Source organism: Sediminibacterium sp. (assembly GCF_051860225.1).
Taxonomy (GTDB): Bacteria; Bacteroidota; Bacteroidia; order Chitinophagales; family Chitinophagaceae; genus Sediminibacterium.
Genome location: NZ_JBHYEI010000003.1, coordinates 227,172 through 241,309, shown reverse-complemented (window position 1 = coordinate 241,309; position 14,138 = coordinate 227,172). Strand labels below are relative to the sequence as shown.

Below are 14,138 nucleotides of genomic sequence, written 5' to 3'. Positions count from 1 at the left end.
CATATGAAAATAATACAAACAACCTCCATTGCTGCTATCATAGCTATAGCTGCATTGTATTCTTGTAAACCTAAAAACTCTGGAAGTGCTGTCAGCGGGGACGCCGCAGCAAAAGCCTATGTGGCACCAGGTAAATACGATGAATACTACAATTTTGTTTCGGGTGGATTTAGTGGCCAAATGAGTGTTTATGGATTACCAAGTGGCCGCTTACTTAGAGTAATTCCTGTTTTTTCTGTTGATCCCGAAAAAGGTTGGGGTTATAGCGAAGAAACTAAACCCATGTTAAACACTTCTCATGGCTTTGTACCATGGGACGATTTACATCACACAGAAATGAGCCAAACCAATGGTGAAATTGATGGGAAATGGGTATTTGCAAATGGCAATAACACCCCTCGTTTAGCAAGAATAGATTTAAAAACTTTTAGAACAGCTGAGATCCTAGAACTACCAAATAGTGCGGGCAATCACAGCTCCCCTTTTGGAACAGAAAACTCAGAATACATTGTTGCTGGTACACGTTTTAGTGTGCCTTCTGACGAAGACAATGGTGATGTTGCCATTAATTCTTACAAAAAGAATTTTAAAGGTCATATCTCATTTGTAAGTGTTGCAAAAGAAACCGGAGAAATGAAAGTTGCTTTCCAATTAAAAACACCTGGCGTGAACTTTGACTTAGCTCGTGCAGGAAAAGGAAAGTCTCATGGGTGGTTCTTTTTTAGCTGCTATAATACTGAGCAAGCAAGTACTTTATTAGAAGTAAATGCTTCTCAAAAAGACAAGGATTTTATAATGGCGGTGAATTGGAAAAAAGCGGAGGAATATATCAAAGCAGGGAAAGGCAAAAAAGTAAAAGCTAAGTATGCACATAATACTTGGAACGAATCTACCCAAACTGCCACTTCAAAAATGGAAGAGGAAGTGTTGGTTTTAGATGTGAAAGAATTTAAAGACATCGTTTATTTTATTCCTTGTCCTAAGTCTCCACACGGTTGTGATGTTGATCCAACAGGTGAATACATTGTAGGCTCAGGTAAATTAGCCGCTTTGATTCCTGTTTTTAGTTTTGATAAAATTCAGCAATCGATTGCAGCTAAATCTTATGATGGAGAATATGAAGGTATACCTGTTATTAAATACGAATCAGCTTTATATGGCGAAGTAAAGAAGCCGGGTCTAGGACCACTACATACTGAATTTGATGGTAAAGGATATGCATACACTTCATTCTTTGTATCTTCTGAAGTGGTAAAATGGAATATCAAAGATTTAAAAGTAGTAGATCGAGTACCTACTTATTATTCTGTTGGTCACTTAAGTATCCCTGGTGGAAATACTAAAAAACCATCTCCTAAATACTTAGTTGCCTATAATAAAATTACCAAAGATCGTTATTTGCCAACTGGGCCAGAATTGTCACAAAGCGCACAACTATATGATATTAGTGGTGATAAAATGCAATTGATTTTAGACTACCCAACCATTGGGGAACCACATTATGCGCAGTCTGCACCAGCGGATATAATTAGAAACAACGGTCAACTGAAACTATTTAAATTGGCAGAGAACAAACATCCTTATGTTACTATGGGTGAAGCCAACGCAAAAGTTACCAGAGAGGGAAATAAAGTACATGTGTATATGACTTCAATTCGCTCACACTTTGCACCAGATAATATTGAGGGTATTAAAGTAGGAGACGAAGTTTATTTTCATGTTACCAATCTAGAACAAGACTGGGACGTACCACATGGTTTTGCAATTAAAGGAGCGGATAATGCAGAATTGCTCATCATGCCAGGCGAAACAACCACTTTAAAGTGGGTACCTAAAAAGCCGGGTATGTTCCCAATGTACTGTACAGATTTCTGTAGTGCATTGCACCAAGAAATGCAGGGTTATATTAGGGTTTCCCCAGCAGGAAGTAATGTACCACTTACATTTAGTTTAGGAAAAGCTGTTCCAGAAACAAAGTAATCATTTGTAACAAAAGGAGCAGTTCATTCAAACACTGCTCCTTTTTTATTTAAAAAATGTAAGATGAAAAAAGAAATATCTACAACATCAAAATGGTTGTTAGTGATAAGTGCAATCTTTTTAGCTATTTCAATTATAGTTCCAATTTGGCGAATAGAGTTAGATGCACCGCAATATCCAGAAGGATTGGGCTTACAAATATTTTCATATAAACTAGGCGGTGATGTTGCAATTATAAATGGGTTGAATCATTATATAGGAATGCAAACATTGCACGAAGAAAATTTTATTGAATTCACGTTACTTCCATTTATTATTGGATTTTACGCATTATTAATGTTGTTTACCGGTTTAAAAGGTGGTAGAAAAATATTGTATACAACATTTACAGCTTTTGTTGTTTTTGGAATTATCGCCATGATTGATTTTTGGAGATGGGAATACAATTACGGTCATAAACTTGATCCAAATGCCGCCATCATTGTGCCAGGTATGGCCTACCAACCACCACTTATTGGATTTAAACAGCTATTAAACTTTGGCGCCTATTCTATTCCTGATATTGGTGGATGGTTATTTATTGGAGCAGGTTTACTGTGTTTAATAGCAGTATCCATTGAAGCTGGATGGCTGAATAAATGGATGAAAACAAAAATCAATGCTACTCTATTTATGATATTTCTATTTGCTTCTTGTTCTAGTAAAAAACCTGAAGCTTTAGAAGTGAATAAAGACCAATGTGAATTTTGTAAAATGGCTGTAGCAGACGTAAGATTTGGAGCAGAGTCAATTAGTAGCAAGGGAAGGATTTACAAGTTTGATGATTTAAATTGTATGATTTCATTTAAAAAATCGAATGAAAAAATAAAAATGAATCAATTTTTCGTAAACGACTATGAAGCAAACAACCAACTTATTGATGCAACAACAGCATGGTATATAATGCACGAAACTGTGAAGAGTCCAATGGGAAGTAATACAGCTGCATTTTCAAAAAGAGCAACAGCACAGAATAAAGCAAGAATAATTTCTACAGAAGTTCTATCATGGGATCAATTAAAATACTAGGTATGAAATGGTTCTTATCAACACTAACTATTCTATTAATCACGAACGCTCTCAAAGCAAATTCCATTCATGTAGGACCTAAGTATCCATATAAAACTATTAAATCAGCTTTAGCAAAAATTGATAATGGAGATACCCTTTATATTCATAAGGGACTTTATAAAGAGGGAAATATTGTAATCAATAAAGCAATCACCATTATTGGAATTGATAGACCTATACTAGACGGAGATAAAAAATATGAAGTAGTATCCGTAAAGTCAAGTTATGTTACTATTAAAGGGTTAAGAATTCAGCATTCAGGCTATGCTAGTTTAGATGATCCTGGTGGTATTAAAGTTTATGAAGCAACAAGGGTAACAATCATCAACAACGAATTATATGATAACTTTTTTGGTATATATATTCAATTTAGCAGCCATTGTATTATTAAAAACAATCAAATAGTTGCTTTTGGCAAAGAAGAACAAACAATAGGAAATGGAATACACTGTTGGAAAAGCGACAGCTTACAAATTATTGGCAATAGCATAAAAGGATGTAGAGATGGAATCTACTTTGAATTTGTGAATAATTCTGTTATTTGGAGAAACACAGTTACTGACAACATAAGGTATGGTTTACATTTTATGAATTCCAATAATGACGGATACTTCACGAATATTTTCAGTAGAAATGGAGCTGGTGTTGCTGTAATGTTCTCAAAAAAAATAAACATGATAAATAATACTTTCAATGAAAATTGGGGAGATGCTGCTTATGGAATATTATTAAAAGAAATATCAGATTGCCATTTATCAGGCAATCATTTTAATAAAAATACAGCTGCCATTTTTATGGATGGTTGCAATAGAACGATAGTTGAAAAAAATGTTTTTAGCAATAATGGATGGGGGCTAAAAATACAAGCCAACTGTATGGATAATAAAATTCAAAGCAATAATTTTTTAAAAAACACTTTTGATGTTAGTACAAATGGTACGCTATTATTGAACAAGTTTCAATATAACTATTGGGATAAGTACACTGGATATGATTTAAATAAAGATAAAATTGGAGATGTTCCATATAGACCTTTGAGTTTATACTCAGTGATTGTAGAGAACAATCCAACAGCTATGTTATTGTATAGAAGTCTTATTGTAACGCTGTTAGATCAATCTGAAAAGAAAATACCAAGTCTTACTCCTGAAAATTTTATAGATGAAAAACCACTGATGAACTTACTGAAATTATGATTGAGATAGAAAAAATATCAAAGAAATTTGGAAAGCTTTCGGTTTTGAATACGATTAATCTTTCATTAACGAAAGGTGAATGCATTGCGTTGATTGGACCCAACGGATGCGGCAAAACCACGTTGATAAAAATAATATTAGGGATGGTCATTCCAGATAGCGGTAATATTTGGGTCAACAAACAGTCCATTCTAAAAGGAGAGTTTTACAAAAAACAAATTGGGTATATGCCGCAAATTGGTAAATACCCACAAAATATGACAATAGGCCAAATTATTAATATGATTAAAGGTATTAGAAATAGTGAAAGCGAATTAGATCTTGATTTATATAAATCTTATGGACTTGAATTTTTATTGAATAAAAAAATGAGTACGTTAAGTGGTGGCACAATGCAAAAAGTAAGTGCAGTATTAGCTTTTCTGTTCAATCCGGATATTTTGATATTGGATGAACCTACTGCTGGTCTTGATCCTATAGCAGCAGAAATACTCAAACAAAAAATTGTGCTCGAAAAACAAAAAGGAAAATTAATCATCATTACTTCTCACCTACTAAGTGAATTAGATGACATGGTTAGTGAATTGATATTTATGCAAGAAGGGAATATTGTATTTCATCACTCAGTGGCTACATTAAAATCATCTACCCAAACTGACAAAATATCAACCGCAATATTACAAATTCTACAATCAGTGCAATATGGGAAGAATATTTAAATACGTAATGCTAGACATTGTGAAGAACAAGTTTGTCATGGTTTACACTATCATAATGGCTTTGATTGGTTGGTCTGCATTTACGTTAGAAGACAGTAGCGCAAAAGGTATTTTGACTTTGTTGAACTTGATTTTATTAACCATACCATTGGTTTCTATTTTGTTTTCAGCGATTTATATATACAATAGTGCAGAATTTATTGAGCTATTGATTAGCCACCCAATAAAAAGGAAAAAAATATGGATAAGTTTATTTTGGGGCTTGAATAGTAGTTTAATTAGTGCTTTTATTATTGGGGCTGGAATACCCTTGTTGATTTTTGCGGAAGCCCCACTGTCATTTTTAATGATTGGCATTGGCATATTGATAACGACCATTTTTGTTTCACTAGCAATGCTTTGTACCATCGTATATAAGGACAAAGCAAAAGGAATTGGTTTAACCATTGTACTATGGATATACTTTGCATTATTATTTGATGGACTACTACTTTTCTTACTTTTTCAATTGGCTGATTATCCTATTGAACAGCCAATGGTTCTAATGACGGCTTTAAGTCCTATCGATCTTTCAAGAATTATGATTTTACTTCAATTAGACACTTCTGCAATCATGGGATACACAGGCGCAATATTTAAGGAGTTCTTTGGCACAACCAATGGCATGATTGTCTCATTTGGATTGTTGATTCTATGGACTGTATTACCATTTCTATATTCCTTATATAGATTTAAGAGAAAAGACTTATAAATAATTTGTATATGCTTATTTAAAAATTTACTTTATGAAAAACGATATAATCAACAGGGATGATATAGAGTTATTAATCAATAGCTTTTATAAGAAAGTACAAAAAGACCCTTTGATTGCTTTTTTCTTTACCAAAATTGTACCGGTAAATTGGGAAGCGCATTTGCCCGTCATGTATGGATTCTGGGAAAATATTTTATTCTTCTCTGGAACTTATGAAGGGAACCCAATGGCAAAACACAAATCCATACATCAAAAATGCCCCATGAAGATGGAGCATTTTCAAAGATGGACTAGTTTGTTTAATGAAACTGTAGACGAACTATTTGAAGGCGATAAAGCAGAACTTGCAAAGCAAAGAGCAATGAGCATTGCAACTGTAATGCAAATTAAAATGTTTAGCTAATTCAACTATTTAGGTAAAAGCACATCATTAATTACATGAATAATTCCATTAGAAGTAACAATAGATGCTACAACTTCAGAACCGTTAACAAATAGTTTATTGTCTTTTTTAGTAATTTTTACTTTACCCCCATTCACCTGCTCAAATTCTTGGCCATCTTGCATATATTCTGATTTTAGAACACCAACATAAGTATGATACTCTAAAATATTTTTTAAATCTGCCTTCTTCTCTGGTTTTAATAAATCCTCCACAGTTCCCGCTGGCAATTTATCAAAAGCTGCATTGGTTGGGGCAAAAACAGTAAATGGGCCTGCATTACTTAATGCATCTACTAATTCTGCAGCTTTAACAGCTGTAACTAGGGTACTATGATCTTTACTACCAACAGCAACCTGAACAATGTTGGGGCTTGATGTTTCATCTTTTACAGCTGATTGACCTGCCCCGTTTTCTGTTGCAGTTGCCGAGCTAGCATTTTCTGGCTCAGAAGATGAATTGGCGTTAGAACAACCAATGCTAAAAATCAATAGCATGGCTGATAAAATAATTGCATTTTGTTTCATAACCGAGATTTTAGGTTTTAGCTAAGTTCTTGCATAGCTGTACCTTTTTTTATGATTGTAATCACAAGTGAAATCAAGGTTTATTTGGCCTAAGCGGGACCATTAAAAAGCTCGAAAGAAGCAACATTATAGCAATGAATAATAAAATCTCATTTACGAAAGGTACCACTGTATAACTGAGTGATGCAATTCCCTGAGTTCCTAGTACAATTTCATTTAATACCACAAATACGGCAAATAGTTGGGTGGCAAACAGATTGTATTTATTGAATATAAAATACTTATTCAAATGAATATAACTTATCATGAATAATGCTGTAAAAGCCAATAAAACCAAATGCAGATAAGCAATAACAATCGGTCTAAAACCAAATGCCAACTTACTGACAAAAGGAATAGTAGACCCAGTCTGTAGAATAATTTTAACTAAGAGTGCTCCTAAGGAAATAAAAAGCAATAACAATAATGTTTTGTTAGGTTCTATTAATGTTACCACTTGTTTTCTTAAAACCAAAAAACACAACTGTATCATACCAAGCAATTGCATTAATGCGGAAACTACAATTATTGTATACAACCAAAAAGGTAGATTTAGCCATAATACAGAAAGCCCATAAGCAGGGAAACAGCTGATCGCAAATAACCAAAAAATGTTATCACTTTGCTTAGTTAATAATTGTTTATCTAATAACCAATTAAAAAATAACCCAATACAACCAAAAAAGAACCAACCATTGTACTGAAAGTGCAAGAACCAATAAGTTGCAGCTAAATAAGTATGTTGGGTTTTCTTTCCAGTAATAAACATGTATAAAAGCCAAATATTGGCTAAAAGCGATAACAAATAAAAAATACCAGCTGCTTTATACCAGTTTGAAATTGGGGTTTGTTTGCACCATGGTAAAACGAAGAATAACTTAATAATAAAAATTGCCCCCACAAGTAACCCTGCCATTTGAGCTATTGCAGAGGACATTGTATAGCCGTTCACAAAAAATAAGATACAAGTAGTGTAGGCAAAATATAAATTGAAGTAAATCAGTCTACTAAAACTCCTCAACTGATTAGCATCTAATACATTTTTTATAGAATCAGCAACAAATACCATTAATAAAAAAGAAACGAAGCCAGAAAAAGCAAAACCAGAATGAGCTAGTTGTAAATTCTTCTGATTAACCCATATGAGTTCAAAACCAATTTTATATCGCATTAAAACACCGATAATGGCTACTAAAACCAAATTGAGCATTCCTATTTTCAGTAGACGGGGAATATTCATTTATAAAACACTTTATGATCTTGTATAGCTACAATTTTTTTATCGGATAATTTAGACAAAGTCCGAATAACTGTTTCTACTCTTAATCCAGTATAGTCGGCCAGTTGCTGCCTAGTGTAAGGAACCAACCCGTTTTCTTTTAATTTACATTCAGACTTTATCTTATCAAAAAAACCAATTAGTTTTTCTTCAGGTGAATTATTTACTAAAATATTAGCAGTTAAAGTTTTACAATATAATCGTTCACAAAAGATGTGAAATAATTTCTTAAATAAAACAGGATGATCCTCAAGTAACAAAAAGAATTTATCTTTACTCAGCCGGTAAATGATTGAATCACTTACTGCGTAAGCACTTGCAGGATAAGGCTTTCCCAGCATTAATGCAGGCTCTCCAAAACTATTGCCATCATTAAAAACACCTTGAATAAACTCCTTCCCATCATTGGTTAAACTGGTCATTTTAACCATCCCCAAATCAATCTGATGAAAATAACGAGCTTCATTCCCTTGACTAAAAATTAATTCTCCTTTATGCCATTCTTTTGGTGTAGCACCATAAGCGAGTAATGTATCAACATCAATATGCATAACAACTGTTTAAATGGAAAACAGGACTTATTGAAGTTAAACAAAAAAACAACGATTCTTTTTTATTTATTTTTTCAATATTGGCTCAATCGCTTTTTTCCAAATTGCATAGCCCTTTGCATTCATATGTAAACTATCCTTAAGAAATAAATCTTTCATGGGTTCCCCATTTTCTGCTAACATAGGTGTCCATACATCTACATAGTTGGTTCTTCTTTGTGATCTTAAATACTGTCGAATTCCTTCATTCGCTGAAATCATTTGATCTTTCATTTTCCACCTTGATGGGCTTGGCTTCATACTTATATACGCAATATATGTTCTAACATTATTATTTCTTATCGCTTTAAAGAGTATTTTGAACCTTTCCACCACTGAATCACTCGATAGTTTTGGATCGACTGCAAAATCATTCTCCCCACAATAAATAACCACTTGTTTAGCCTTATAAGGAAACAATATCTCCTCGGTATATCGAATCATATCTGGCAAAGAAGACCCACCAAAACCCCTATTGATAATGGTATAGCCAGAAAAATCTTCTTGAATTGTTTTCCACAGCCTAAATGAAGAACTACCAGCAAATAAAATGGCACCTGAAGGTGGCATGGAAGCACTATCTGCTTTTTGAAATGCTTTTATTTCATTAATAAATGGCTGAGCATAACTAAAATTAAAAAAGCTAATTTGTACAAATACAAAAAAAGCGATAAGAAGCTTATTAGTGTTTTTCATTCAGTTCTATTTTAATAAGGTCATGGTAGCCATCACAGGGAAATGATCACTAGGATATTTCAAATCGTATGAATCAGTGATGGTTGCAAATTTTTCCACTACCCATTTCCTATTTTTATTCAAAAAGATATAGTCAATTGCTCCATTCGGTTTTTCTTTGAATTTAAACGCATTCCAAGTATCACTATTCCCATAAACCATTTTACTATTATCCCTTGCATTATTCATTTCACTCGCGATTTTCTGGATAGGCTCCTCTGTTGGTCGCAAATTAAAATCACCTAGCAAAATAACTGGCTCATTCCTTACATTGAGTTCTTTTATTTTTTGCAATATCAATTTTGCAGATTCAATTCTTGCAATTTTACCAACATGATCAAAATGGGTATTGAAAACCCAGACAATTTGATTGTTTTTTTTATTTTTAAATCTTCCATATGTACAAACTCGATTACAAACAGCATCCCATCCCATACAAACTGAATCTGATTTAGCTGCTAACCAAAAAGTAGATTGTTGTAGCGGAATATATTTATCTTGATTATACAAAATACAAGAATACTCTCCCAAAGTTTTACCATCATCACGTCCAACTCCAATATAAGAGTAGTTTATCAAAATGCTGTCTAAGTATGTCAGTTGATGATGCAATACCTCTTGCGCACCAATGAAATCTGGCTCATAGTATTGCATAAGTCCAGCCACCCTATTTTTCCTTAAGTCCCATCTGTTTTCTCCATCAGAAGCGGCATCTAATCGAATATTAAATGACATGGCTTTGATGGTGGTTTGTGCACTTACATTTGTTAGATATAAAAATGCAACAAGCCAAATCATATACTTTTTCATATTTATTTTTTTATATAAGGACTAGTAAACCCTAATTTAGTTAAGCCTTGTTGAATTTCAGGACAACTCATAAATAATTTCCACAATAAACCCGTTCGATAGTTTTCCATCATTACCACTATTGGCCCTTGATCAATGGCCAAATACCTTGGTTGAAACCAATTATGGTGTATACTAAATGCATCATAGAACCCATATTTACCCCATACTTTATCGCCCATTTGATTGTACCAATATTTCATGGCTTGCATCGATTCATTAGGAGTATAAGGAAAAGAAGACAGCGCCGCTGTAGGAGAAATAACCCCTTTATCGCTCTCTTTACTTGGAGCATGACCAGCATACCCTTTTACAGAATAGCTAGCAGTTAATCCCCAATTATTAGGCCCATAGCCTTTATATCCTTCACTATTTTGTACACACCATTCATAATTAATTTTTGCTTGATTTACTGTTTCATCCCAATAATTGGCATACTTGTCTTTTAATCCTCGTGGATCTAATCCTAAATAAGAATAATGTGCCCAAAACAAAGGACCTCCATTGGGTGGATTCCCCTGGTGCTTCAAGTTAAGTGGTAGATTATAGGATGTTTTAGTTTCCTTAATCCTCCCATTCATTGCCCAACCTTCATGATAAACTTCTGTTGGTACCCCATGAGTAGGTGAAGATGCCGCCAATATATACATGATTAAACACTCATTATAACCTTTAACTGCAAAATTCATTTTCCATTCATAATTAGGACTCCAATGCCAATACAATACATTCTGCTTGTTTCTATAGAATTCAAAATCAACTTCTTTCCATAGCTTATCTGCTCTAGCAGCAATCGCTTTCTCTTGCTTATTGCCATTTTGAAAATATTGCCTAACACATAATAACCCTTGCAACATAAAAGAACTCTCCACTAAATCACCTCCATCATCGTATTTACTAAACGGCTTTACTTTTCCAGTTTTGCCATTCCACCAATGTGGCCAAGCCCCATGAAAACGATCTGCAGTTTCTAAAAACTGTAAAATAGTTTCTAATCTTTTTACTCCTTGAGCTCTAGTAATAAACCCCCGCTCTATTCCAACTAAAATAGCCATAACCCCAAATCCACCTCCCCCACTGGTTACTACATCTTGGTCATTCTGCGGATAAATATTATCCATATGAACTCTTTCTCTTGCTAACCCACTCACAGTTTCAGCACCATCCCAGAAATATTGAAAAGTAGCTGCCTGTACTTTTCTAAATAAAGCAGTATCCCTCGCTGCAATTGGATCCAGTCTCACTCGTTTATTTTGTGCAATTAAAGTGGAGCATATAAGCAGAAGGACCAGAAATAAATATTTTTTCATAAAATAATTTAATCAATCTAAAATACCCGCCCTAAGGCGGGTATTCGTCAATAATAAACCCAGTATTCAACCCTAAAAAAATTATTTCCCAGCTATCCCCAAATTATAAAGCGCACGAATATGCGCATCAGGCAAAGCAATATTATAAATTCTTAACTCATCTATAACACCTGTCATTGCAGCAAAACTTGCATCAGCACTTACCGATTTGCCAGGAATTACATTATAATTTCCACCAATGATTACTTCACTAGGTTCTGTAGCTCTGAAATTATTATTTCCGGTTCCTCTGCTAGGGAACGCCCCTGCTCTCCTACCATTAATCCATATATCAAAAAACCCATTACTAGCATTATAATTTAACGCCAAGTGAACCCATTTGTCTGGGCCAATTGGAGGGGTGATATAAGGCATGTAATTAGGTGATCCAGGCGCATCCCTCAAAGTATTGATATTGTCTTGTGTACCTCCACCAATAGTGATGAAAGTTGGCTGAACTTTAAGATCAGTTACATTAGATGCTGGAAATGATTGAGTATTTAACACAAAGTTTAAACTACCGTTAAAAATACCAGGTCTAGTTAATTGAAACAACATAGTCCGCCTAGAACCATTATTAGAAATCTGTATCCAGGTACTTATTGCAAAACTTCTAAAAACATCTGTTTTAAAAGCATTAAACTGGGTAGGATAATATAAAAATCCAGCATTTAACCTTAGTGCTTGCCCTTTAATTCCAGTAGCAACATAAAACTATCATTCAATGAGGTACCAGGAGCTGTATTTGACTTAACTTCATTTTTAGAATTATCAAATGGCCAATAAGCAACCAGACTTTCAGGGAATACCTCATCTGAAGAGGAAAATCCATCAATTTTGCCAACATAATCTGCAGTAGATACAGAAGGTAAATTATTGGGATTACCATCTTTTTTACAAGATACCATCCAACTACTCAAAGCAAATAAACCCCAAAGCACGAGGCTTCTTTTAATATTATTCAATTGCATATTCGTATTTTTTATATGTTCAATTAATACCCAGGATTTTGTTTCAAGACCCCAGCTGTTAAATCAATCTGTGCTTGTGGTATGGGTAACAAAGCGTCTCTTGCTGCATTAAAATTAGACTTGCCAGCAGCATTCATTACGTTCTGAGCAATACCCCATCTGACAATATCAAAGAATCGATCATGTTCCATAGCTAATTCTATTCTGCGTTCTCTCCTGATGGCTTCTCTTAATAAACTTTGATCAGTTGTGGTGACATCTGGTAAAATGGAATTATTACCTGCTCTTGCTCTAAACCGCACACTATTTAAAGCATCTCTAGCAGCAGCGATATTATTTGCTCCTCCTACCTCATTTGCAGCTTCTGCATACATTAATACCACATCTGCATACCTAAGAATACGAACATTATTCCACCATCCAAACCTATTTCCTACAGCGGCTCTTGTAGCAGGGTTGGTATGTACTTTATGATTGTATCTAGGATTGGGTAACCCAACAGGAGTAACTTCTCCAAAAATGGTTACACCGGGCGTAGTAGGCGTACTGGTAAATAAAATGGTTCTTGCTCTCCTAGGATCATTGGGCTCGTATGCATCAGCCAAAATAGCACTAGGTGAATTCCAACCCCATCCTAAATCCCATGGACCTGCCCCTCTTACACCTTGTAAATTTGTATATTGAATCCCTTGCGCAGTTGGATTAATTGCATCTGCTCTTGCTTGTACTTCAAAAACAGACTCTTTACTGTTTTCACCCTCTTCTGAAAATATAGTATTGTAAGGTGTACTCAAATTATATTGACCCGAATTCATCACAATATTCGCAGCATTCATCGCTTGCGCCCATTTCTTTTGAGTTAAATACACTTTTGCTAACATCCCATTGGCAGCACCGCTAGTAATTCTTCCCGGAAATTTTACCGCATCCCAAAATGCTGGTAAATAGTTGGCTGCAAAAAGAAGATCATTCTCGATAAATGTATATACTTGATCAACACTACTTTGTGGAACATTATTTTGCGCAGCAGGGTCTGCAAACAATGTATCAATAATTGGCACTCTACCAAATAACCTAGTCAACATAAAGTAGGAATAGCCACGAATAAATCTTACTTCGGCTTGGGATTGTAACTTAATTGCATCAGTAGCTACAATTTGTTTGTTGGTACCTATTTGAAATAAAGTATTATTACATCTATTAATTAAACCATAATAGCCAACCCATAATGCGTTTGATCTAGCACTATTGGGAAGAACTGGGAAATTGTCCATACTAATTACGTCCGCACCACCATCTGAAGGAGTACTACCTTTATCTGCATCATCGCTTCTGATACTAGTAGCATTGATAAATCCATCGACATGTACATTATAATCTCGCAAACTATTGTAAGCACCAAAAATATACTGATCATAAGGTCCTGAACCTCCAGGATAAGGATAATTTTCTTCATCATACCCACCTTGTCTAGCAGTATCTAAAAAATTCTTTTTACATCCTGTTAAAACCGAAAAGGTTAAAAGAAGTAGCATCCATTTAGCAATACTTTGTTTATTAATTAAATTATTCATGGTTGAATATTTTTATCAGTTCAA

The 14,138-nt window shown here is 34.3% G+C and carries 15 protein-coding genes; 6 read left to right on the top strand and 9 right to left on the bottom strand.

Going from position 1 to position 14,138, the window contains the following annotated elements:
* The first annotated feature begins 3 nt into the window (after positions 1-3).
* The 6 genes from nosZ (at position 4) to ACTIEI_RS11605 (ending at position 6,162) form a co-directional block, all read left to right on the top strand.
* Complete coding sequence (nosZ, locus tag ACTIEI_RS11630; RefSeq protein ID WP_439506461.1) at positions 4-1,980, top strand: Sec-dependent nitrous-oxide reductase; 1,977 nt, start codon at positions 4-6, stop codon at positions 1,978-1,980.
* 63 nt (positions 1,981-2,043) lie between these two features.
* Complete coding sequence (locus ACTIEI_RS11625; protein ID WP_439506460.1) at positions 2,044-3,048, top strand: nitrous oxide reductase accessory protein NosL; 1,005 nt, start codon at positions 2,044-2,046, stop codon at positions 3,046-3,048.
* A 2-nt stretch (positions 3,049-3,050) separates the two neighbouring features.
* On the top strand, positions 3,051-4,286 hold the full coding sequence (locus ACTIEI_RS11620; protein ID WP_439506459.1) for a nitrous oxide reductase family maturation protein NosD: 1,236 nt from the start codon (positions 3,051-3,053) through the stop codon (positions 4,284-4,286).
* On the top strand, positions 4,283-5,005 hold the full coding sequence (locus ACTIEI_RS11615) for an ABC transporter ATP-binding protein (protein WP_439506458.1): 723 nt from the start codon (positions 4,283-4,285) through the stop codon (positions 5,003-5,005). Before ACTIEI_RS11620 ends, ACTIEI_RS11615 begins: the two co-directional genes overlap by 4 nt.
* A complete protein-coding gene (locus ACTIEI_RS11610) occupies positions 4,989-5,756 on the top strand; it encodes an ABC transporter permease subunit (protein WP_439506457.1) in 768 nt (255 codons plus the stop codon). Before ACTIEI_RS11615 ends, ACTIEI_RS11610 begins: the two co-directional genes overlap by 17 nt.
* Positions 5,757-5,790: 34 nt before the next feature.
* Complete coding sequence (locus ACTIEI_RS11605) at positions 5,791-6,162, top strand: group III truncated hemoglobin (protein WP_439506456.1); 372 nt, start codon at positions 5,791-5,793, stop codon at positions 6,160-6,162.
* Positions 6,163-6,167: 5 nt separating this feature from the next.
* On the opposite strand, the gene ACTIEI_RS11600 is transcribed toward ACTIEI_RS11605, so the two are convergent.
* The 9 genes from ACTIEI_RS11600 to ACTIEI_RS11560 form a co-directional block, all read right to left on the bottom strand.
* A complete protein-coding gene (locus ACTIEI_RS11600) occupies positions 6,168-6,728 on the bottom strand; it encodes a fasciclin domain-containing protein (RefSeq protein WP_439506455.1) in 561 nt (186 codons plus the stop codon).
* 73 nt (positions 6,729-6,801) lie between these two features.
* On the bottom strand, positions 6,802-8,007 hold the full coding sequence (locus ACTIEI_RS11595; RefSeq protein WP_439506454.1) for a hypothetical protein: 1,206 nt from the start codon (positions 8,005-8,007) through the stop codon (positions 6,802-6,804).
* A complete protein-coding gene (locus tag ACTIEI_RS11590; RefSeq protein WP_439506453.1) occupies positions 8,004-8,597 on the bottom strand; it encodes a Crp/Fnr family transcriptional regulator in 594 nt (197 codons plus the stop codon). Before ACTIEI_RS11590 ends, ACTIEI_RS11595 begins: the two co-directional genes overlap by 4 nt.
* A 66-nt stretch (positions 8,598-8,663) precedes the next feature.
* On the bottom strand, positions 8,664-9,332 hold the full coding sequence (locus tag ACTIEI_RS11585; RefSeq protein ID WP_439506452.1) for a GDSL-type esterase/lipase family protein: 669 nt from the start codon (positions 9,330-9,332) through the stop codon (positions 8,664-8,666).
* Between the two features lie 6 nt (positions 9,333-9,338).
* Positions 9,339-10,181, bottom strand: coding sequence for an endonuclease/exonuclease/phosphatase family protein (locus ACTIEI_RS11580; protein WP_439506451.1), 843 nt, complete (start codon positions 10,179-10,181; stop codon positions 9,339-9,341).
* A 2-nt stretch (positions 10,182-10,183) separates the two neighbouring features.
* Positions 10,184-11,530, bottom strand: coding sequence for a glucoamylase family protein (locus tag ACTIEI_RS11575; protein ID WP_439506450.1), 1,347 nt, complete (start codon positions 11,528-11,530; stop codon positions 10,184-10,186).
* An 81-nt stretch (positions 11,531-11,611) separates the two neighbouring features.
* Positions 11,612-12,127 (bottom strand): LamG-like jellyroll fold domain-containing protein, encoded by a 516-nt coding sequence (locus ACTIEI_RS11570; protein WP_439506449.1) that lies wholly within the window; start codon positions 12,125-12,127, stop codon positions 11,612-11,614.
* A gap of 119 nt (positions 12,128-12,246) precedes the next feature.
* Positions 12,247-12,540: a hypothetical protein gene (locus ACTIEI_RS11565; protein ID WP_439506448.1), complete on the bottom strand. Its 294-nt coding sequence runs from the start codon at positions 12,538-12,540 to the stop codon at positions 12,247-12,249.
* Between the two features lie 23 nt (positions 12,541-12,563).
* Complete coding sequence (locus ACTIEI_RS11560; RefSeq protein ID WP_439506447.1) at positions 12,564-14,114, bottom strand: RagB/SusD family nutrient uptake outer membrane protein; 1,551 nt, start codon at positions 14,112-14,114, stop codon at positions 12,564-12,566.
* Between the last annotated feature and the right edge of the window lie 24 nt (positions 14,115-14,138).

Excerpts from the sequence above, each read along its gene's own strand:
- ACTIEI_RS11560 (WP_439506447.1), bottom strand. The coding sequence starts at position 14,114 with ATGAATAATTTAATTAATAAACAAAGTATTGCTAAATGGATGCTACTT.
- ACTIEI_RS11605 (WP_439506456.1), top strand. The coding sequence starts at position 5,791 with ATGAAAAACGATATAATCAACAGGGATGATATAGAGTTATTAATCAAT.
- ACTIEI_RS11585 (WP_439506452.1), bottom strand. The coding sequence starts at position 9,332 with ATGAAAAACACTAATAAGCTTCTTATCGCTTTTTTTGTATTTGTACAA.
- ACTIEI_RS11590 (WP_439506453.1), bottom strand. The coding sequence starts at position 8,597 with ATGCATATTGATGTTGATACATTACTCGCTTATGGTGCTACACCAAAA.
- ACTIEI_RS11570 (WP_439506449.1), bottom strand. The coding sequence starts at position 12,127 with ATGTTGTTTCAATTAACTAGACCTGGTATTTTTAACGGTAGTTTAAAC.
- ACTIEI_RS11610 (WP_439506457.1), top strand. The coding sequence starts at position 4,989 with ATGGGAAGAATATTTAAATACGTAATGCTAGACATTGTGAAGAACAAG.
- ACTIEI_RS11580 (WP_439506451.1), bottom strand. The coding sequence starts at position 10,181 with ATGAAAAAGTATATGATTTGGCTTGTTGCATTTTTATATCTAACAAAT.
- ACTIEI_RS11620 (WP_439506459.1), top strand. The coding sequence starts at position 3,051 with ATGAAATGGTTCTTATCAACACTAACTATTCTATTAATCACGAACGCT.
- ACTIEI_RS11615 (WP_439506458.1), top strand. The coding sequence starts at position 4,283 with ATGATTGAGATAGAAAAAATATCAAAGAAATTTGGAAAGCTTTCGGTT.
- ACTIEI_RS11565 (WP_439506448.1), bottom strand. The coding sequence starts at position 12,540 with ATGCAATTGAATAATATTAAAAGAAGCCTCGTGCTTTGGGGTTTATTT.
- ACTIEI_RS11625 (WP_439506460.1), top strand. The coding sequence starts at position 2,044 with ATGAAAAAAGAAATATCTACAACATCAAAATGGTTGTTAGTGATAAGT.
- ACTIEI_RS11575 (WP_439506450.1), bottom strand. The coding sequence starts at position 11,530 with ATGAAAAAATATTTATTTCTGGTCCTTCTGCTTATATGCTCCACTTTA.
- ACTIEI_RS11595 (WP_439506454.1), bottom strand. The coding sequence starts at position 8,007 with ATGAATATTCCCCGTCTACTGAAAATAGGAATGCTCAATTTGGTTTTA.
- ACTIEI_RS11600 (WP_439506455.1), bottom strand. The coding sequence starts at position 6,728 with ATGAAACAAAATGCAATTATTTTATCAGCCATGCTATTGATTTTTAGC.
- nosZ (WP_439506461.1), top strand. The coding sequence starts at position 4 with ATGAAAATAATACAAACAACCTCCATTGCTGCTATCATAGCTATAGCT.